Here is a 19700-nt window from a genome sequence, read left to right as displayed (position 1 = left end):
CGCATGAGCGACTCCCTTGACCTCAGCCTGGATGGTGTAGAACGCCGATCATTGGCTGACTTCACCGAACAGGCCTACCTCAACTACTCCATGTACGTGATCATGGACCGTGCCTTGCCGCATATCGGTGACGGCCTGAAGCCTGTTCAGCGACGTATCATCTACGCGATGAGCGAACTGGGCCTGGGTGCTGACGCCAAGCACAAGAAGTCGGCGCGTACCGTCGGCGACGTGCTCGGCAAGTTCCACCCGCACGGTGACTCGGCCTGTTACGAGGCGATGGTGCTGATGGCGCAACCGTTCAGCTACCGCTACACGCTGGTAGACGGGCAGGGCAACTGGGGTGCGCCGGATGATCCCAAATCCTTTGCGGCCATGCGCTACACCGAGGCGCGCCTGTCGCGTTACTCGGAAGTCCTGCTCAGCGAGCTGGGCCAGGGCACTGCTGACTGGGTGCCGAACTTCGACGGCACCCTGGATGAACCTGCGGTGTTGCCGGCACGTTTGCCGAACATCCTGCTCAATGGCACCACCGGCATCGCCGTCGGTATGGCCACCGATGTGCCGCCGCATAACCTGCGCGAAGTCGCCAGTGCCTGCGTTCGTCTGCTGGACGACCCCAAGGCCACGGTTCCCGAGCTGTGCGAGCACATTCTGGGGCCGGACTATCCGACCGAAGCGGAAATCATCACGCCGCGTGCCGACCTGCTGAAAATCTACGAGACCGGGCGTGGCTCGGTGCGTATGCGCGCGGTTTACCGCATCGAAGATGGCGACATTATCGTCACTTCACTGCCGCATCAGGTATCCGGTGCCAAGGTGCTGGAACAGATCGCCGCGCAGATGCAGGCCAAGAAGCTGCCGATGGTTGCCGACCTGCGCGATGAGTCGGACCACGAGAACCCTTGCCGTATCGTGATCATCCCGCGCTCCAACCGGGTTGAGCTGGACGAGCTGATGCAGCATCTGTTCGCGACCACCGAGCTGGAATCCAGTTACCGGGTGAACATCAACATCATCGGCCTGGATGGCAAGCCGCAGCTCAAAAACCTCAAGACATTGCTCGGCGAATGGCTGACGTTCCGTATCGGTACGGTGCGTCGCCGTCTGCAATTCCGTCTGGACAAGGTCGAGCACCGTCTGCACCTGTTGGACGGTTTGCTCACGGCGTACCTGAACCTCGATGAAGTGATTCACATCATCCGTACCGCCGAGCACCCGAAGGCGGAGCTGATCGCACGTTTCGATCTGTCGGAAATTCAGGCCGATTACATCCTCGACACCCGTTTGCGTCAGTTGGCGCGTCTGGAAGAGATGAAGCTGCGCAGCGAGCAGGATGCCTTGCGCAAAGAGCAGGCCAAGCTTCTGGCGCTGCTGAGCAGCGAGTCCAAGCTGCGCAAGCTGGTGCGTGCCGAACTGATTGCCGACGCTGAAACCTATGGCGACGACCGTCGTTCGCCCATCGTTGCCCGTGCCGAAGCCAAGGCGCTGTCTGAAAATGAACTAATGCCCACCGAGCCGGTGACTGTCGTCCTGTCGGAAAAAGGCTGGGTACGCTGTGCCAAGGGGCACGACATCGATGCGACCGGGCTTTCCTATAAAGCCGGGGACGGTTTCAAGACCTCGTCCATTGGCCGCTCCAATCAGTTCGCCGTGTTCATCGACTCGACCGGGCGCAGCTATTCGGTTGCCGCCCACACCCTGCCCTCCGCGCGAGGCCAGGGCGAGCCGCTGACGGGCAAGCTGCAACCGCCACCGGGTGCGACCTTCGAGTGCGTATTGTTGCCGGAAGACGATGCGCTGTACGTGATCGCGTCGGATGCCGGTTATGGTTTTGTCGTCAAAGGCGAAGACCTGCAAGCCAAGAACAAGGCGGGCAAGGCGCTGCTGAGCCTGCCGGCCGGGGCGAAAGTCATCCTGCCTCGCCCTGTGCCTGATCGTGAGCAGAACTGGCTGGCAGCCGTAACCACCGAAGGCCGTCTGCTGGTGTTCAAGATCAGCGATCTGCCGCAGTTGGGCAAAGGCAAGGGCAACAAGATCATCGGTATTCCGGGCGAGCGGGTAGCCAGCCGTGAAGAGTATGTGACTGATCTTGCGGTGATCGGGCAAGGCGCTACGCTGGTACTTCAGGCGGGCAAACGAACGCTGTCGCTGAAACCTGAAGACCTCGAACATTACAAGGGCGAGCGTGGCAGACGTGGCAATAAACTGCCAAGGGGCTTCCAGAGGGTCGATGCATTATTGGTGGAAAATAGCTGAAAACATTGATCTGGCACCAAGGTTCTTCGTTTTGCCATGAAGTACGATGCATAATCGCTGGAGTCATGGTGCATATTCACGGATGATATGGGGTCTTGGGGTGCATGCGTGGCTCAGTGCCTGCATGGGTCTTGAAAGTACTAATACTGTGGCCTGTCTCTGGACGGCCACCTGGATGGGATGATGAATTTTCTACGCCTTCCCTTGATCCTGCTGATGACTGGCGTTCTGGGTCTGGCTGGTTGCAGTGTGCGCCAGCCGACCGCGCTTTATCAGCTCGATAGCGGTGAGCCTGGTCAGCCGAAACAGAGTAGTGGTCTGGCAGTATTGCTGGGTCCTGTTTCGGTGGCCGACTATCTGCAACGCGAAACACTGCTGCAACGCCAGCCTGACGGCACCTTGACTGCTTCGTCCGATGGGCGCTGGGCGGGCAACCTGTCTTCGGATATCGACCAGTTGCTCTTGCGTCAGCTGGCCTGGAAGCTGGACAGCCAGCGCGTCGTCATGGCGCCTGCGACGGCCAGCTTCACGCCCGATGTTCAGGTCGTGCTGTCCATCACCCGCCTGGACTCCGGTGCCAAACAGCCCGCGGTACTGGACGCGCAATGGCGACTTCTGGACCGCAAGGGTCACGTCCGGGACAGCCGGCTGGTGCACCTGGAACAAGTCCATGCCGGCAGCTCTGCCGATCAGGTCAAGGCTCAGGGCGTGCTGTTGCAGCGCCTGGCTGATCAGGTCAGCACTGCGATCAAACCGATTTCCTGGCAGGCGCTCGACGAGCCGAAAAAAACGCCTGTCGCCAAGGCCAAAGAGCCGGACAAGCCAAGAATTCCACTGGCGTCCCCTATACGCACCGATCTTGAAGTGTTCCGCTTCTAGGGTCGGCCCAACAAAAAGCCCGCAGCGATGCGGGCTTTTTGTTGGGCGCTCATCTGGTTCTCACACCCCGGCGTTCCTGAAGCGCTGCACAGTCAGGATAGGACGCAGAGCGTCCAGAACGGCATTCCCATGCTGGAGCATGGGCACGATGGTGATCTTGCGGACGCCTATCACGCCATACGCTCCGGAACGGCATACCTGCGCTGGCGCAGGGGTACGATGGTGGTCTTGCGGGCACCTATCGTTCCTCACGCTCCGCGTGGGAATGCAGGTCGTGACGCTCTGCGTCACCTGATTGCGCCGGACCAGGTCGGTCAGGATCGGACGTCGAGTGCCCAGAACGGCGTGCCCATGCAGAGCATGGGCACGAGAGAAGAGTGAGCGGAGGAGAAGATCAGGCCTTGTTGGATTCGTGCATGCGCGCCAACTGGCGTTCGAGCATCGAAGGGTAAGGCTCCATCAGGCGTTCTACGCAGCAGGCACCTTCAGGGCTGGCGATCGGGCGGATGCGGGCGCGTTGACGGATCAACGGGTCGTCGTTGATGCGGCGTTCGACCAGCAGCAGGTTGCGGCTGTGCTGAGACAGCGCCAGTGCATCCTGCGCGGTTTCGGTCAGCAACAGATCGATCTGGCTCAGACCGCTCAAGCCTTCGCCCAGCGTCAGGCCCAGTTGCAGTTGCAAGGTGATGCCGCTGTCGGCCACCTCGATCTGCAAGGCATGGCTGAGTGCGCGCAACAGCTCACCGCAGCAGATCGCGTTGGTCAGGTAGTCATCACCGCTTTCGTGGCTGTGGAACAGCATCAGCGTGCTGCCGTCATTCAGCGTGTGCAGCTCGCTTTCATACAGCGAGGCGGCCTGATCGAGGCAGTCGCGGTAGCGTTGCAGCAATTCGGTCAGGCGTGCGCGCGGCAGGCGGCGCAATTGATCCTGCGCACCCAGTTGCACGGCCAGCACTGCACTGTTGTGCGGTTCGACCGGCGCTACCGAGGCAGCCGCCGGGCGAACGGCTGGCGAGTTGTCCGAGTGGTCGCGCAGATCGGCGAACGGATCCTCCTCATCGTCGTCTTCATCTTCCTCGGCAACGATGCGGCGCTGCACCGGTGGTGCCGGCAGGCGCGGTTTTGCTTCGCTGCTGCGTGCCGAAACCTTCGGTGCGGGCTTCTCTTCCGGCTCCAGATAAGGATCTTCGCTGTCGTCTTCCTCGCCGTCATACTCGGGCTCGGGCAGCGGTTCTGGCTCCGGCACCGGCGGCGCGAACGAGGTGCGCAGCTGGCGCGCCAGATCGCCGATTTCATCCTGGCGATCAGTGGCTGGTGTATACGGGTCAATATCCCGCAGCCAGATACGCATCTGCATCAGTGGCGTGGAGATGTGGCGGCCAAGACGCAGGCTCAGCGCCAGCGCCAGGGCCAGCAGGATACCGGCCAGAATGCCCATGCTCTGCAGGCTGATGGTCATCGGCTGCTGGAACTGCGACATGTCGAGGCTGATGCGCAGATGGCCCGCCATCACGTCCTGGAACGTGATCTTGATTTCATACAGACCCTGAGCTTCCCCCAGCAGACCGTTTTTCGGACGCTGGCCGGCCTCCGCGAGGATGCGGTTATCCACACTGTAGATAGCGGCATGCGCTACCAGCGGGTTCTTGACCAGATTGCCCAGCAGCACGTTGAGACTGAGGATGTCGTTGGACACCAACAGCTCGGTAGCCGAGGTGGCGGTCTGGGTGGTCAGGGCCTGCCCCAGCGCATCGGCCTGTTCATGCATGGCCTGCTTGAACTGCAGGCCCATGACACCGGCGTAGATCACCAGCGCCAAAGCGACCAGGATCACGTTATGGCTGGCAATGCGCAAAGCGATCGGTACACGGCGATGACGCAGGGCACGAAAGATGAGCAGGAAGAAATTATCGGTTTTAACGGGCGTGGGCCGGTTCACAGAGCACGGCTCTTTCGGTGAAGTTGTCGCGCAGTATAACGAGCGACCCAGTGGCGGCAAAGCGCTGCCTGTGCCCGGTGGTCACTGAATGTGGTTAGAATGCGGTTTTTTTCCACTGCGGGGGTGCGCCTTGCGCGAAATCGTCCTGATTAACATCACTGGTGTCGACCGTCCCGGTCTCACTGCAGCCATCACCGGCGTCCTCGCCCAGGGTGGCGTGAACATTCTCGATATTGGTCAGGCGGTGATCCACGACACCCTGTCGTTCGGCATCCTGGTTGAAATTCCGGATACCGTGCAGGGATCCTCGGTGCTCAAGGACATCCTGTTCACCGCCTACGAACTGGATCAGCAAGTCCGTTTCACTGCGGTGTCCGAAACCGACTATCAACACTGGGTCGAAGGCCAGGGCAAGGCGCGTCACATCGTTACGCTGCTGACCCGTAAGGTCACGGCCGAGCAATTGCAGTGCGTCAGCGCCATTACTGCCAAGTACGGGCTGAATATCGATCAGATCGATCGGTTGTCCGGTCGTATGCCGCTCGACACCCCGGCCGACAAAGGCAAGGGCTGCATCGAGTTCACCGTGCGCGGCGAGCCTGCCGACCCGAAAGCCATGCAGGCCGAATTTCTCGCGGTTGCCCAGGATCTCAACGTCGATATCGCGTTTCAGCAGGATTCGCTGTTCCGTCGTAACCGGCGCCTGGCGGTGTTCGACATGGATTCGACCCTCATCGAGGCCGAAGTCATCGATGAACTGGCCAAGGCAGCAGGCGTCGGCGAGCAGGTTTCCGAGATTACCGAGCGTGCCATGCGCGGCGAACTGGATTTCAGCGAAAGCTTCAAAGAGCGTCTGGCCCTGCTCAAGGGGCTCGATGTGAGCGTGCTGGATGAAATCGGCGCGTCTCTGCGCTTGACCGAAGGCGCTGAAACGCTGTTCTCCGAACTCAAGCGGCTGGGTTACAAGACGGCGATTCTGTCGGGTGGCTTCACCTATTTCGCCAAGCAGTTGCAAGCAAAGCTGGGCATCGATTACGTCTTTGCCAATGAACTGGAAGTGGTTGACGGCAAGGTCACCGGCGTAGCAGTCGAGCCGATTGTCAATGCGCAGCGCAAGGCCGACCTGTTGCGCGAACTGGCTCACAAGGAAGGGTTGAGCCTGGAGCAGACCATCGCGGTCGGCGACGGTGCCAATGACCTGCCGATGCTGGCGATTGCCGGGCTGGGTGTAGCGTTCCGTGCCAAGCCACTGGTCAAGCAATCGGCCAAACAGGCCATTTCGACGCTGGGACTCGATGGCGTGCTGTATCTGCTGGGTTTCCGCGACCGCGAAGGAAAGCGCTGACGCTCAGGCCGTGGTGGTTTGCCCCTGATTGCGAGGGGCCAATCGCGACGGCTGTCGCAGTGATCGCTACAGCGTGCCCCACAAGGAATCGAATTCCTGATCCGGCCTGGCCTTTTCGGTTTCGGTCGCTTTCGGGGCGTCGTACATCTGATACTCGAACTGATTGTAACTGGCGCTACTGACCTGCCGGTTGCTCAGTGACGCGCGGCGTTCTTCACCGGCGACGTTGATCATCACCTTGTTGCCCTCCTGAAAAGGCAGACGCGGTGCGAGCACGGTGGGCGGTTTTTCCATGGCGCGTACTTCGGGCAGCATCAGGGTTCGCAGGTACTGGCTGTTCTGCTGTTCGCGAATCAGCTGCATGCCGCATGGCTGGGCAAACGGGGCGATCAGTTCGATGCCCATCTGTGTGCCGCCGCTGCGTACCTGGCGGATCCAGCGCACGATGGCAATGCTCCAGCCCTGGCCGGCGTCATCCTGAATACCCACCAGTTCGCCAGCCTGCAACTGCTGAGGCACGTCCTTCTGCCACGCCAGGCAGTATCCGCCCGGGCTGTGGTTGACAATATTCAGGTCGAAGGTCGGAAACGTATGCTGGTTGTTGGAAAGCGAGTCGCTGTCGCCGTCGTTTTTCGGGTATTCGATCTCTTCGTAGGGCAGCAGAACGGATGAAGTCTTGCCGCGCTGAGTGTCGAAGGCAGACGCCCACGGATCGTCCGCGTCATCATTGGCCATCTTCAACGAAAAGCTCGCTGCACTGGTGGCGCTGTTCAACTGCAACAGCTCGCTGAACGACTTCTGGCCAGCGACATAGAAATGCAGCGCGCTCATGCCGATGCACAGTTTCAGCGTGCCCTGACCGGGCGTGCGTTGAAAGGTGCGTTCGGCCACATCACCCCAGGCGACCGCCAGATGTTGCAGCAGGTCGGTGTTGATACCGGTTGGAATCAGCAACGGCGAAGGGGTGCGCTGGTCATCCGGCAGGGCCAGGTACTGATTGATCGCTTCAGCCAGCGCGTAGGTATTGATACCCAGCAGCCGAGGAGATTGTTCGTCGCTGAACAGGGTGCGGTACAGCGGCGGTTTGTCGACCGTCGGGTCCAGAGCGAAGAGGCTGCTTTCAGTGACCGGCAATTGCAGCTTTACCAGAGGGCTCCAGGCCTCCAGCGCATCGGCCAGTTTGCCGATATTCAACTGACGCATCTGGTTGCAGCGTGAGCAACCCATCAGCAGCGCGATCACGTAGGTCTGTTCCACGCTCAGCACTTTGCTGTGATGGGCCAGGGGCTCTTCGACCGGCGTGTTGTGCAACTGGTACTGACGGGCAATCTGGTAGATCTGATGCAGCTCGAGCCACAGGCCGTCCTGAACCGGACAGTAAAGCTGGTTGGCGCGTATCAGTGGCCCGTTGAGACCATGCAGTGCGCGTTGCAGCGCAGTGCTAAACAGCCCGGCCTGGTCTCGGGTATAGCGCGGGGCGACCTGCTGAATGATCTGCTTGTAACCGGTTGCGAGATGGTTTTGCAGCGCCTGGCAGAGGTTGGCCACCTTGCGTGGTCGCTCGTCCAGCACAATGGCCTGATTGAGAAAGTGACGTTCAAGGTGCTTGCAGACGAAGTACACCTCGGGCCGCAGCAATTCAAGCAATTGCAGGCGGTTCTCGCTCGGGGTGATCAACTGGTTCAGCTCGGTCAGCCCTTGATAGAGCTGGCGCGCCATTTCTCCGAGGTTCGCCTTGGGCAATCTGGAGATCCAGCGTTTGAGGTCGCGGGGGTTGGCTTCACTGAATGTCAGGCTCGACTGCGTCGGCGTGGGGGCACGCAATAGCAGAGGGAGGCTAAAATTACTCATGTGACAGGCAAGCTCCAACAACTCACTGGCGCGGACGATGGCTTCAGATGGGGGGCCGAGGTTATCGCGCACCCGCGATGTGCCGAGCATACGCCCATGAAAGTGAGAAGTATCCTACAGCATCGATGTAACGACTTTACCAGTATCGACATCACCCCGCAGCAACTATGGCCTCAGGCCATTACCGTCCGGCGGCACGTTGCATGAGCGCCAATATCCATCATCGGACGCTCATGCAGCGAGGCTCAGACCGCGATCATGCCTGGGCAGGAACAGCCAGTGCCTGTCCCATTTGAACCTTGGAACCCGCCGTCAGTTGTTCGGCCCATTTCACCTGACCTGGACCGAACAGCACGATGGCGGTAGAGCCCAGCTTGAACCGACCCATTTCGGCACCTTTTTCCAGGTGGATCGGCGCGCGCGCCGCTTCGTCGTAGCTGAACGTTTTCAGTTCACGCTTGGGCGGTGTGACCAGCCCGGCCCATACCGTTTCGACAGACGCCACGATCATCGCGCCGACCAGCACCACTGCCATTGGTCCGCGCTCGGTGTCGAACAGGCAGACCACTCGCTCGTTACGGGCGAACAGCTCGGGTACGTTTTCAGCCGTGGTCTGGTTGACCGAGAAGATGCGGCCCGGCACGTAGACCATTTCACGCAGTGTGCCAGCCAGTGGCATGTGGACGCGGTGATAGTCCTTCGGCGACAGGTAGACGGTTGCGAACTCGCCGCCCATGAAGGGCGCAGACAGCTTGGGGTCACCGCCGAGCAGTTCCAGTACGCTGAAGCTGTGGCCCTTGGCCTGGAAGATCCGGCCGTGGTCGATAGGGCCCAACTGGCTGATGGCGCCGTCGGCTGGCGAAAGAATCGCGCCCGGCGTGGTATCGAGCGGGCGGGCGTCGGCTTTCAATGCGCGGGTGAAGAACGCATTGAAGTGCTCGTAGGACGTCAGGTCTTCGACCAGGGCCTGCGACATGTCCACTTGATAACGGCGGGCAAACCACGCGGTGAAAGCGTTTTTGAACCAGCGTACGCGGCATTCGGCAACGCAGCCTGCCAGTCGGGACAGCAGGTGGTGCGGCAGCAGGTACTGGCTGATGATGAACAAGCGGTCTTTCATTGAAGGTCCTGAGGATGAGTGTCCTGAATATTTCTGCGAGGCCTGTCGCGGTTCGCTAGAGCGGACAGGCTCGACGGTTTCGACTGGTGCTGGCTGCGCAGGCGCGACGGGTTGCGCAACCTCGACTGACTCGGCGGGCGCGGCGGCCACTTCCGGAAGTTCTACCGGTGTCTCCGGGTGATTGCCCCATTCACCCCACGAGCCGGCATAGGCCTTGACCCTTGGGTAGCCCAGCGCCTTGGCCGCCAGGTAGGTGAAGCCCGAGCGGTGATGGGTCTGGCAATGCGTAATGATTTCCTTGTCGGGCGTGATGCCCAGGTCGCGAAGGATCTCCGGCATGTCCTGGCGAATACGCAGGTTGCGCGCCTTGTCCATGCCCGCCGTCCACTCGAAATTGACAGCGCCGGGTATATGTCCGCCTTTGGCCGCGACCACTTTTTCGCCCGAATACTCGGTCGGTGCACGAGCATCCCAGATCGCCAGATCGGCGGCGCCCAGACGGCTTTGCAGGTACTCGAGTGTGGCGGTAGGTTCGTCGTGCAGCGTCAGCGTTACCGGGGTATCGGCAGCAGGCGGAACGTCGGTGCTCAGTGGCAGCAATTGCGCTTCCCAGGCCAGCAGTCCCCCGTCCAGATAGTGATAACGGCTGTGGCCGATGACATCCAGCAACCAGATGAAACGCCCGGCCCAGCCGCCGCCTTCGTCATCGTAGACGACATACACGGCATCGGGGTTGTGGCCCAGTTCGCCGAACAATTGCTCAAGACTGGCAGTGTCGGGCAGCAGGCCGGGGGCCGGAGGCTTGCCCAGTTGCGTACGTTTCGGATCGACGAAGCGGGCACCGCGAATGTGCCCGGCTTCGTAGCGAGTGCTGCTGGTCAGATCCACGAGGATCAGTTCCGGGGCGTCTAGACGCTCAAGCAGATCGTTGGGTTCGATGACCAGCGACAAGCCAGTGAATGCGGACATTTGCAGCCTCCGATGAAAGGAAAGGGGCGAATTGTACGCCAGGCCTCATGCTTTGCGATGACTAAAGATGCCCAGTGCCCGTTCAATACATTGCGCGGTTTTTCCGAATGCCTGGACGGAAATTTCCGACAAGGCCCCGCCGCCCTGGTCGGCGACCACCAGCAGCATGACTTTGCCGTTGTTGCTCAGCGAGCGAATCAGCCAGTGCTGACCACTGAACAGGGTTTTCAGCGGCGGGGGCAGCAGGGCGGCAAATTGCGCACTGTTGGCGGGTGTCATGCGTAACTGTGTCGGCTGTGTGAGCAGACGCTGCAGTACGGTGCTTTCCTTGATGAACAACTGCAAGGTTGCGGCGTCCTTCGGCAGCCCGGCAGTCTGATTGACGCGCAGCACCGTTGACGTCTTGTCCAGCATCAGCAGCATGACCCGCTCCATGCCACACGAGATAAATGCATCGCGCGCCGAAGTGGTCAGGTGCATGGCGTTGATGAACGGGCTGGGATCCTGCAGCAGCTCGGCACACTGCTTGCGCCACAGTTGCAGGGCGTCGGCCGATGGCGGCGGTGCAGGTTCATTATCGCGCCTTACGCGGCGTGCGTCCCACGGCCAGATCAGCGATTCAGCCGGGTGCCAGAGGTCTTTTTCCGCATGGATGCGGGCGCTGCTGGCGGCATTCTGGTGCGCCTGTTGCTGTACTTCGCCGATCGACTGTTGCAGGTAAAGGCTGGTCAGCCGTTCCCAGCGCAGGCAGTGCGGGCTGTTCCAGGCATTTTGCGCCGCCAGCGCCAGGCCATTGCCCAGCAACACGGTATTGGCGGGCTGGTTCAGCCAGCGCCGCAGGTTGGGGTCGTCGTCCATGAGTTGTTGCTGGTGCAGTGGGCTGTGTTCTTCGCGGGCGATACGCAGCGCCTTGGCCAGATCGCGTCGCTCGTTGATCAACAGTTTATAGCCGCGCGTGACCCAGATCGGCAGGCGCCAGAACTCGGCGAGTGCCAGGCACAATTCCAGCAGGTTGACGCCGAACAGCTCTTTTTCCACTGCAACGCTGGAATGGCCCTTGTGGATAACCCGCAGCTCCAGTTCTTCGAGCAGCTTCGGATAGGCCAATGCCATCGGCCAGAGCGGTGACAGAAACAGCAGGCTGCCCATGTGGATGTCCTGCCAGAGTCGCGCAAGGCGGCTGGCAAACAGGCCGTTGGCCTGTTGCGTGGCGTGCTGACTGACCAGAATCAGCTGGCGATAGGCCGCAGGAATTTCTTCAGGCGGCTTGGCCGGCAAACGGCCCAGAAGGACTTCGGTGCGCGCCAGACCCAGACGATTGATCGCAATCTCAAGGCTCTCGGCCTGCTCGGTCAAACCGTGCGTGTGGTGATTGGCCTCGCGCATCACGCTCAGCACCAGCGCAGGACTTTCCTGCATCATTTCAGCGATTTCACGCAGTGAGCGACGACTGTCGTTCAAGGCGGAGCGGACGTGTCCATGATTGACGGCAGGGACCGGCAACGCGATACCGTCAAGCAGTTTGACCCAGGCATCCAGCGTCTTCGGAACGAGGTGATGTGCTGCGTGTACTGTCGGCATTCGAGGGCCTGTGCTGCTGATTATCTGAGCTGGAAAACCGCCAGCGTACGGGGCGCTGAGGCCAGTTTCCTCCTTTTATGGAGGCGCATAAATGGGTTTTTCAAAAGAACCGGCTATAGTCTGGCCCAGTTAGGCCGATAAGGAGAAGAAGAGATTCAACAACTTCCGGACTGTCCCTGAACCCGACTCAGTAAAGTATTTTTTCCTATGGCTAAAATCATCGGCATCATTGTCGTTCTCGCAAGTGTCATCGGCGGATATGTGCTGTCCCATGGCAAGGTCATGGCGCTGTTCCAACCGTACGAGGTCTTGATTATCGGCGGTGCTGCACTGGGCGCGTTCCTTCAGGCCAACCCCGGCTACATGTTCATGCACGTGTTCAAGAAGTCGCTGAAGATGTTCGGTTCGCGCTTCACGCATGCCTATTACCTCGAAGTGCTGGGCCTGGTTTATGAAATCCTCAACAAGAGCCGCCGTGAAGGCATGATGGCGATTGAAGGGGATATCGAAGACGCTGCTTCCAGCCCGATCTTCGCCAAATACCCGGGTGTCCTCAAGGATGAACGCATGACTGCGTACATCTGCGACTACCTGCGGATCATGTCGTCCGGCAACATGGCTCCCCACGAGCTGGAAGGTCTGTTCGACATGGAACTGCTGAGCATGAAAGAAGACCTCGAGCATCCATCCCATGCCATTACCGGTATCGCCGACGGTATGCCCGGCTTCGGTATCGTGGCTGCGGTACTGGGTATCGTGGTGACCATGGCGTCGCTGGGTTCCGGCGACAAGGCTGCGATCGGTATGCACGTAGGTGCGGCGCTGGTCGGTACGTTCTTCGGTATTCTCGCGGCTTACGGTTTCTTCGGTCCTCTGGCCACCAGCCTTGCGCATGATGCCAAGGAAGAAATGAACGTTTACGAGGCCATCAAGGCGTCCCTGGTGGCCTCGGCCTCCGGCATGCCGCCTTCGCTGGCTGTCGAGTTCGGCCGCAAGGTTCTCTATCCGCTGCATCGCCCCAGCTTCAGCGAGCTGGAACAAGCGGTTCGCGGTCGCTAAGTCATGGAAAATAATCAGCCGATTATCATCAAGCGCGTAAAGCGCTTTGGTGGCGGACATCATGGCGGTGCCTGGAAAATCGCGTTTGCCGACTTCGCGACGGCGATGATGGCGTTCTTTCTGGTGCTGTGGCTGATGTCGTCCGCCACCCCCGAGCAATTGCTCGCGGTCGCCGGTTATTTCAAGGACCCTGTCGGCTTTTCGGACAGCGGTTCGCCTTATGTGATCGATCTGGGCGGTTCGCCGGAGATGTCGCCGAACCAGACGCTGAACCCCGAGGTAAAGACCACGCCTTCGCCGGACACCGTGCCGCTTGAGGCGGAAACTGCCGAGACCAAGGCTGAAGAGGTAGAGCAGGAGCGTCTGGAGATGCTGCTCCAGGAATTGCAGAACAAGGTCGAGGAAAACCCGCAACTACAAAAATTCAAGGACCAGATTCTGTTCGAGATCACTCAGGACGGCTTGCGTATCCAGATCATGGATGCGGAAAATCGACCGATGTTCGACTCGGGCAGCGCGCGTCTCAAGCCTTATTTCGAAGACATTCTGCTGGCTCTGGCTGACACCATCAAAAGTGTGCCGAACAAGATCAGCATCAGCGGCCATACCGATGCAACGCCTTTCGTGGGCAGCGGCGGGTTCGGCAACTGGGAGCTGTCGGCCAATCGTGCCAATGCTGCACGCCGCGCACTGGTAGCGGGGACCTATCCGGACTCACAGGTGGCCAGGGTGGTAGGGTACGCGTCGTCTGCTCTTTATGATCACCAGAACCCGACCAACCCGGTCAATCGCCGCATCGATATCGTGGTGCTGACCAAAAAAGCCCAGCAGCGTATCGAGGGCGATCAGAACTCCGGCGGCGCGCCAGCCACGCCTGGCGCGCCGGCAGCACCCGCACCAGCCCCGGCGGCACCGGCCGTGCCCGCTGCTTCGGGGGCTTCGACAGCGGCGCCGCCAGACCCGCAGGCCTACGCCCAGCCGCGCGAGATCCGGCAGAAGCTGAATATCTTTGACGATGGCAAGTTGCGGGTCGAGCCAGCCCAGAACTGAGCTGCAACCGATACAAAAACGCCGCGATCATCGCGGCGTTTTTGCGTGTGGCGTTCGGTGCTCAGTAACTGTCTTGCGGCAGGCTGGCAATGATCGAGCGATAGCTGTTCATGCGCTGCTGTTGCACGCGGCCGTCCTCAAGCCCCTTGAGCAGGGCGCAGCCCGGTTCGCGGTCATGCTTGCAGTCACGAAAGCGGCAGGTGCCGATCAGGTCGTTGAACTCGATGAAGCCTGCCTCTACGTCAGCACGACTGACGTGCCCCAGGCCGAACTCACGGATACCCGGCGAGTCGATCAGATCGCCGCCACGCGGGAAGTGGAACAGGCGTGCAGTGGTCGTGGTATGCGTGCCCTGACCGGAAACTTCGGACAGCGGTCCGACCCGAGTGTCGGTTTCCGGCAACAGGCTGTTGACCAGCGAGGACTTGCCGACGCCGGACTGGCCGACGAACACGCTGATGTGCCCGTCAAGCTGGCTTTGCAGGCTCTGCATGCCGTCACCGTGGTGCGCGGACACTTCCAGCACCGGATAACCCAGCGTGCGGTAGACCGCCAGCAGGGCGTTGAGCGCGGGCGCATTCTGCTCGTCGATCAGGTCTGCCTTGTTGAGCAGCAGCAAAGGACGAATCCCGGCATGCTCGGCGGCCACCAGATAACGGTCGATCAGGTTGGCATGCGGCTCGGGCATCGGCGCGAAGACGATCACGATCAGGTCGACGTTGGCAGCCACAGGCTTGAGCTGGCCGCGTGAATCCGGGCGGCGCAGTTCGGTGGTGCGGGGCAGTTGCGCGACAATGACGCCAATGCCCTGATTGCCGGCGCGCCATACGACGCGATCACCGGTCACCAGTGCAGGCAGGTTGGCGCGCAGGTGGCAACGGAAGACCTGACCGGTCACTTCGCCTTCCTGGGCCTCGACTTCGACTTGCACGCCGAAGTGAGCGATGACCAGCCCCGTCTGCTCAGGGCCGAGGTCGCCACCCTCGAGTGTTTCAAGCGTAGCGGACTCGCGTTTTGCCGCGCGGGCAGCACGCTCGCCCTGAATTTTTTCGATGCGCCAGTTTTGACGACGATTGAGTTGGCGTTTGGCCATGGGTGTTCCGATGTGATGTAACCGATGAATTAGGCAGTACGGTGGATCGGCAGGAGTCTAGCACGGCAGGGTGAGCTAAACTGCGCGCCTACGCTGAGGAGTCGACACATGCAGAACAAGCAGAACCTGATCTGGATCGATCTGGAAATGACCGGTCTTGACCCTGATACCGATGTCATTATCGAAATGGCCACGATCATCACCGATAGCGAGCTGAACACTCTGGCTGAAGGCCCGGTGATCGCTGTGCATCAGAGTGACGAGACGTTGGCGAAGATGGATGAGTGGAACACTCGCCAGCACGGCGGTTCGGGCCTGACCCAGCGCGTGCGGGAAAGTACCGTCAGCATGGCTGAAGCCGAGACGCAGACCCTTGAGTTCATCAAGCTGTGGGTCCCCGAGCGCAGTTCGCCGATCTGCGGCAACAGCATCTGCCAGGATCGCCGCTTCCTGTACCGCCACATGCCGACGCTGGAAAACTACTTCCACTACCGCAATCTGGATGTCTCGACCCTCAAGGAACTGGCTGCGCGCTGGTCCCCCGAGCTGAAATTCAAGAAAGGCAGCACCCACCTGGCGCTCGATGACATCCGCGAGTCGATTGCCGAGCTGCGCTTTTATCGTGAGCACTTCATCAAGGCCTGATCGAGACGCGCGTGCAGTGAATAATCTTCGCTGCACTCTTTCAGTGCGTTGGTCGGCTGGTTAGACTGCGCGCCTTTGTCGCAGAGTCGCCGCCATGTTGCTGATGCTTTATCTGATCGCTATCACTGCTGAAGCCATGACGGGAGCCCTGTCTGCGGGGCGGCGCGGGATGGACTGGTTCGGCGTGGTGCTGATCGCCTGCGTCACGGCGCTGGGTGGCGGGTCGGTGCGCGACGTGCTGATCGGTCATTACCCGCTGACCTGGGTCAAGCACCCGGAATACCTGGTCCTGACCAGTGTGGCGGCGCTGGTGACGATCTTCATTGCGCCACTGATGCGCCACCTGCGCTCACTGTTTCTGGTGCTCGACGCATTGGGGCTGGTGGCCTTTACCCTGATCGGCTGCATGACCGCGCTCGAGGCCGGGCACGGTCTGCTGATCGCGTCAGTGTGCGGCGTGATCACCGGGGTCTTCGGTGGCATCCTGCGCGACATCTTTTGCAACGACATCCCGCTGATCTTCTGCCGCGAGCTGTACGCCAGTGTGTCTTTTCTGGCTGCATGGTGTTTTCTGCTGTGTCAGTACCTGCAACTGCCCAACGAACAAGCGGTGCTGATCACCCTGTTCGGCGGCCTGCTGCTGCGCCTGCTGGCGATTCGTTTCCGCTGGGAAATGCCCAAGTTTGTCTACAAGGACGAGCCCTGAGGCGTACGCAGGGCGCAGGCACAATAGTTGAAAAATTATCGTTCCTCACGCTCCAGCGTGGGAATGCCTTTCGTGACGCTCCGCGTCACACGCCTGCAGGTTTAAAGCGGCGCCACGCCATGCCTCTGCAGCGCCCATTCCACATGCTCCCTGACCAGTTCCGAGGGATAGTCGCGCCGTGCGTGCAGGGCTTCGATCACCGGGATGGTGGAGGGCGCGTTGCCCAGCCCCACGGCCAGGTTGCGTAGCCAGCGCTCATAACCCGCCCGGCGCAGTGGTGAACCTTCGGTGCTGCCGAGGAATTTCTCTTCGTCCCACAGGAACAGTTCGGCCAGCCCTGCATTGTCCAGATTGTGGCGCGGCTGAAAGTCGCTCTGCTCGGTTGGCCGGGCGAAGCGGTTCCACGGGCAGACGATCTGGCAATCGTCGCAACCGAACACCCGGTTGCCGATCAGTGGCCGCAGCTCTTCTGGGATCGCGGTCTTCAGCTCGATGGTCAGATAAGAAATGCAGCGTCGCGCGTCCAGCACGTAAGGCCCGATAAACGCCGCCGTCGGACAGATGTCCAGGCAGGCCGTGCAGCGCCCGCAATGCTCGGTTGCATGAGGTGCGTCGACCGGCAACGGGATATCGACAAACAGCTCGCCAAGAAAGAAGAAACTGCCCGCCTTACGGTTGAGCACCAGCGTGTTTTTGCCGATCCAGCCGAGCCCGGCCTGTTCGGCGATGGCTTTTTCCAGCACTGGCGCGCTGTCCACGAAGGCTCGAAAGCCAAACGGCCCTACGGCCTGCTGAATACGCTCGGCCAGTTGCTGCAGGCGCTTGCGGATGAGTTTGTGATAATCACGGCCCAGCGCGTAACGTGAGACGTAGGCTTTTTCCGGCTCGGTCAGGCGCTGCGCCATTTCGGTGTCGCCCGGCAGATAATCCATGCGCAGCGACACCACGCGCAACGTTCCCGGGACCAGCTCATCGGGGTGGGAACGTTTGCTGCCATGGGCTGCCATATAGTCCATTTCCCCGTGATAGCCTGCATCGAGCCAGCGTTGCAGATGCTGTTCGTGCTCTGCCAGGTCCAGGCCGCTGATCCCGACTTCCTGAAAGCCCAGCTCACGCCCCCACGCCTTGATTGAGACGGCAAGGGCGGCGAGATCATCGGAACTAGGAAGTACAGCAGTAATAGCGGACATGCGCAGAGAGAAACCGGGACCAAGGTGCGTATAATTCTGCCAGACATCGGAGCCCATAGACGCATGTTCGACACTAAACCTCATTTACCCGACGCGCTGTACAGTGCTGCGCAGGTCCGCGACCTCGATGCACGGCTGGTTGCTGCAGGCACACCCGGCCTGGAATTGATGCTGCGCGCTGCGCAGGCGTTATGGCATACGATACTTCGGCGCTGGCCGGAGGCGAATGAACTGACCGTATTGACCGGGCGGGGCAACAACGCCGGTGACGGGTATCTGGTGGCTGCCATGGCGCACAAGGCCGGCTGGCAGGTCAGGGTGCTGGCCGTCGGCGATCCGGCCGCACTGACCGGTGATGCTGCTGCGGCGCATGCTGCGGCTTTCGGTATTCATATTCAGGCATGGGCCGGGCAGCCGCTGGCCGGTATCGTACTGGATGCCTTGCTGGGCACCGGTCTCGATGGCGAGGTGCGCGAGCCCTACGTCTCGGCCATCAACGCTATCAACGACAGCGGTCTGCCCGTCGTTGCGGTGGATATTCCATCCGGCTTGAGCGCAGATACTGGCCAGACGCTGGGTGTCGCGGTGCGTGCCGAAGTGACCGTTACGTTCATTGGCCTCAAACTGGGTTTGTTGACGGGCGACGCGGCAGATCTGGTGGGTGAGCTGATGTTCGACGACCTGCGCGCAGCCCCGGCGCTGGTGGCGCAGGCGCCGTTCAGCGCGAAGCGCCTCGATAAACATAACCTGCCGCAACTGGCAGCACGCCCGCGAACCGCCCATAAAGGCATGTTTGGCCGGGTTCTGGTTATCGGTGGCGATCACGGTTTTGGCGGCGCAGCGTTGCTCAGCGCCGAAAGCGCCCTGCGCAGCGGTGCAGGCATGCTGACGCTGGCAACGCGGCCCGAGCATGTTCCGGCCGCTCTGACGCGTATGCCGGAAATCATGAGCGCGGCGATCCACTCGGCCAACCAACTGATGGGCTTGATCGAGCCGGCCAGCGTGTTGGTGGTCGGCCCTGGCCTGGGGCAGGCGGCCTGGGGGCGCAGCCTGCTGTCGGCGGCCGCCAACGCGGATCGTCCGCAGGTGTGGGACGCCGATGCGCTGAATATGCTGTCCGCCGGGCTGGTCAGCCTGCCCAAAGGCAGTGTCATCACCCCGCATCCGGGCGAAGCGGCACGCTTGCTGGGTGTGGGCATCAAGGACGTTCAGGCTGACCGGGCCGCTGCGGTGCGGGCGTTGGCGCGTAAATTCGACACGGTTTGTGTGCTCAAGGGCTCTGGCAGTCTGATTGCCGATGCACACGGGCAACTGGCGTTGTGCGACCGCGGCCATCCGGCCATGGCCACCGCAGGACTGGGTGATGTGCTGGCCGGATTGATCGGCGCGTTGATGGCGCAGCACCTCAAACCTTTCGACGCGGCCTGTCTTGCCGTGTGGCTGCATGCAAGCGCCGGTCATAAAGCCGGTGAGGGCGGTCGCGGGCTGGCTGCCAGCGATATTATTCCTGCCATTCGTCAGTTACTGGAGGAGCTGCAACCGTGTCTGATTTAACGCTGCATGTGGTTGGCGAAGAGGCAATGATGGATTTTGGTGCACGCCTGGCCAAGGTGACAGAAGGCCTTGGTGTCATCTTTCTGGATGGCGATCTGGGCGCTGGAAAAACCACGCTTTCGCGGGGATTGATTCGCGGCTTCGGGCATGTCGGGGCCGTCAAGAGTCCTACTTTCACGCTGGTCGAACCTTACGAAATCGGCGCGATAAAGGTGTTTCACTTTGACCTTTACCGGCTGGTCGATCCGGAAGAGCTCGAGTACATGGGTGTGCGTGATTACTTCGACGGCGACGCACTTTGTCTGATTGAATGGCCCCAGCGTGGTGCAGGCTTTTTGCCAAAGCCCGACCTGACCATTACCATTGGGCCGCACGGAGAAGGTCGTTCCGTGATATTGAGCCCGCTGGGCTCGCGTGGCGAACGTTGGTGTGCCACTTTGGCTTTGGAATTCAAATAGAT

The 19700-nt window shown here is 60.8% G+C and carries 15 protein-coding genes and 1 pseudogene; 9 read left to right on the top strand and 7 right to left on the bottom strand.

Annotated features, from left to right (window positions below; all coding sequences use genetic code 11):
• Nucleotides 1-3 precede the first annotated feature (3 nt).
• Both parC and BT119_RS05275 read left to right on the top strand, forming a co-directional pair.
• Nucleotides 4-2259, top strand: coding sequence for a DNA topoisomerase IV subunit A (parC, locus tag BT119_RS05280; protein WP_010439406.1), 2256 nt, complete (start codon nucleotides 4-6; stop codon nucleotides 2257-2259).
• A gap of 183 nt (nucleotides 2260-2442) precedes the next feature.
• Nucleotides 2443-3138, top strand: coding sequence for a PqiC family protein (locus BT119_RS05275; RefSeq protein WP_024661443.1), 696 nt, complete (start codon nucleotides 2443-2445; stop codon nucleotides 3136-3138).
• A 394-nt stretch (nucleotides 3139-3532) separates the two neighbouring features.
• On the opposite strand, the gene BT119_RS05265 is transcribed toward BT119_RS05275, so the two are convergent.
• On the bottom strand, nucleotides 3533-5077 hold the full coding sequence (locus BT119_RS05265) for a HAMP domain-containing protein (protein WP_003431947.1): 1545 nt from the start codon (nucleotides 5075-5077) through the stop codon (nucleotides 3533-3535).
• Between the two features lie 130 nt (nucleotides 5078-5207).
• Here BT119_RS05265 and serB point away from each other — a divergent pair, with 130 nt between their 5' ends.
• Nucleotides 5208-6422 carry a phosphoserine phosphatase SerB gene (gene serB, locus BT119_RS05260; RefSeq protein ID WP_003431946.1) on the top strand — a complete coding sequence of 405 codons (1215 nt, stop codon included), beginning with the start codon at nucleotides 5208-5210 and terminating at the stop codon, nucleotides 6420-6422.
• 66 nt (nucleotides 6423-6488) lie between these two features.
• Here serB and BT119_RS05255 read toward each other — a convergent pair whose 3' ends face one another.
• From BT119_RS05255 to BT119_RS05240, 4 genes and pseudogenes are all read right to left on the bottom strand, one after another.
• Nucleotides 6489-8273, bottom strand: coding sequence for a hypothetical protein (locus tag BT119_RS05255; protein ID WP_024661604.1), 1785 nt, complete (start codon nucleotides 8271-8273; stop codon nucleotides 6489-6491).
• Nucleotides 8274-8529: 256 nt separating this feature from the next.
• Nucleotides 8530-9393, bottom strand: a complete 864-nt coding sequence (gene asd / locus BT119_RS27440; RefSeq protein WP_032634688.1) for an archaetidylserine decarboxylase — start codon at nucleotides 9391-9393, stop codon at nucleotides 8530-8532.
• Nucleotides 9394-9549: 156 nt separating this feature from the next.
• Nucleotides 9550-10362: pseudogene (locus BT119_RS27435) on the bottom strand (rhodanese-like domain-containing protein); the annotation flags it as partial.
• 45 nt (nucleotides 10363-10407) lie between these two features.
• Nucleotides 10408-11943: an HDOD domain-containing protein gene (locus BT119_RS05240; protein WP_003431943.1), complete on the bottom strand. Its 1536-nt coding sequence runs from the start codon at nucleotides 11941-11943 to the stop codon at nucleotides 10408-10410.
• 207 nt (nucleotides 11944-12150) lie between these two features.
• Between BT119_RS05240 and motA the strand changes: the two genes are divergently transcribed.
• A complete protein-coding gene (gene motA / locus BT119_RS05235; protein ID WP_003342993.1) occupies nucleotides 12151-13002 on the top strand; it encodes a flagellar motor stator protein MotA in 852 nt (283 codons plus the stop codon).
• 3 nt (nucleotides 13003-13005) lie between these two features.
• A complete protein-coding gene (gene motB, locus BT119_RS05230) occupies nucleotides 13006-14052 on the top strand; it encodes a flagellar motor protein MotB (RefSeq protein WP_072365004.1) in 1047 nt (348 codons plus the stop codon).
• Nucleotides 14053-14113: 61 nt separating this feature from the next.
• On the opposite strand, the gene rsgA is transcribed toward motB, so the two are convergent.
• Nucleotides 14114-15145 carry a small ribosomal subunit biogenesis GTPase RsgA gene (gene rsgA / locus BT119_RS05225; RefSeq protein WP_003366295.1) on the bottom strand — a complete coding sequence of 344 codons (1032 nt, stop codon included), beginning with the start codon at nucleotides 15143-15145 and terminating at the stop codon, nucleotides 14114-14116.
• Between the two features lie 108 nt (nucleotides 15146-15253).
• Here rsgA and orn point away from each other — a divergent pair, with 108 nt between their 5' ends.
• A complete protein-coding gene (gene orn / locus BT119_RS05220) occupies nucleotides 15254-15790 on the top strand; it encodes an oligoribonuclease (protein WP_003366297.1) in 537 nt (178 codons plus the stop codon).
• Nucleotides 15791-15884: 94 nt separating this feature from the next.
• Complete coding sequence (locus BT119_RS05215) at nucleotides 15885-16496, top strand: trimeric intracellular cation channel family protein (RefSeq protein ID WP_072365002.1); 612 nt, start codon at nucleotides 15885-15887, stop codon at nucleotides 16494-16496.
• A 101-nt stretch (nucleotides 16497-16597) separates the two neighbouring features.
• Here BT119_RS05215 and queG read toward each other — a convergent pair whose 3' ends face one another.
• On the bottom strand, nucleotides 16598-17686 hold the full coding sequence (gene queG, locus BT119_RS05210; RefSeq protein ID WP_024663643.1) for a tRNA epoxyqueuosine(34) reductase QueG: 1089 nt from the start codon (nucleotides 17684-17686) through the stop codon (nucleotides 16598-16600).
• 63 nt (nucleotides 17687-17749) lie between these two features.
• On the opposite strand from queG, the gene BT119_RS05205 reads away from it, so the two are divergent.
• Together BT119_RS05205 and tsaE are read left to right on the top strand one after the other, a co-directional pair.
• Nucleotides 17750-19240: an NAD(P)H-hydrate dehydratase gene (locus BT119_RS05205; RefSeq protein ID WP_072365000.1), complete on the top strand. Its 1491-nt coding sequence runs from the start codon at nucleotides 17750-17752 to the stop codon at nucleotides 19238-19240.
• On the top strand, nucleotides 19228-19698 hold the full coding sequence (tsaE, locus tag BT119_RS05200; protein WP_003317192.1) for a tRNA (adenosine(37)-N6)-threonylcarbamoyltransferase complex ATPase subunit type 1 TsaE: 471 nt from the start codon (nucleotides 19228-19230) through the stop codon (nucleotides 19696-19698). Before BT119_RS05205 ends, tsaE begins: the two co-directional genes overlap by 13 nt.
• Nucleotides 19699-19700: the final 2 nt, after the last annotated feature.

The sequence above is a fragment of the Pseudomonas sp. NFACC10-1 genome, assembly GCF_900119195.1.
In the GTDB taxonomy this organism is placed as follows: domain Bacteria; phylum Pseudomonadota; class Gammaproteobacteria; order Pseudomonadales; family Pseudomonadaceae; genus Aquipseudomonas; species Aquipseudomonas cerasi.
Note: the sequence above shows the minus strand (reverse complement) of the source record. Positions and strands in the feature narration are given on the sequence as shown.

Excerpts from the sequence above, each read along its gene's own strand:
- rsgA (WP_003366295.1), bottom strand. The coding sequence starts at position 15,145 with ATGGCCAAACGCCAACTCAATCGTCGTCAAAACTGGCGCATCGAAAAA.
- BT119_RS05205 (WP_072365000.1), top strand. The coding sequence starts at position 17,750 with ATGTTCGACACTAAACCTCATTTACCCGACGCGCTGTACAGTGCTGCG.
- parC (WP_010439406.1), top strand. The coding sequence starts at position 4 with ATGAGCGACTCCCTTGACCTCAGCCTGGATGGTGTAGAACGCCGATCA.
- queG (WP_024663643.1), bottom strand. The coding sequence starts at position 17,686 with ATGTCCGCTATTACTGCTGTACTTCCTAGTTCCGATGATCTCGCCGCC.
- motB (WP_072365004.1), top strand. The coding sequence starts at position 13,006 with ATGGAAAATAATCAGCCGATTATCATCAAGCGCGTAAAGCGCTTTGGT.
- BT119_RS05215 (WP_072365002.1), top strand. The coding sequence starts at position 15,885 with ATGTTGCTGATGCTTTATCTGATCGCTATCACTGCTGAAGCCATGACG.
- asd (WP_032634688.1), bottom strand. The coding sequence starts at position 9,393 with ATGAAAGACCGCTTGTTCATCATCAGCCAGTACCTGCTGCCGCACCAC.
- BT119_RS05255 (WP_024661604.1), bottom strand. The coding sequence starts at position 8,273 with ATGAGTAATTTTAGCCTCCCTCTGCTATTGCGTGCCCCCACGCCGACG.
- orn (WP_003366297.1), top strand. The coding sequence starts at position 15,254 with ATGCAGAACAAGCAGAACCTGATCTGGATCGATCTGGAAATGACCGGT.
- motA (WP_003342993.1), top strand. The coding sequence starts at position 12,151 with ATGGCTAAAATCATCGGCATCATTGTCGTTCTCGCAAGTGTCATCGGC.
- BT119_RS05240 (WP_003431943.1), bottom strand. The coding sequence starts at position 11,943 with ATGCCGACAGTACACGCAGCACATCACCTCGTTCCGAAGACGCTGGAT.
- BT119_RS05275 (WP_024661443.1), top strand. The coding sequence starts at position 2,443 with ATGAATTTTCTACGCCTTCCCTTGATCCTGCTGATGACTGGCGTTCTG.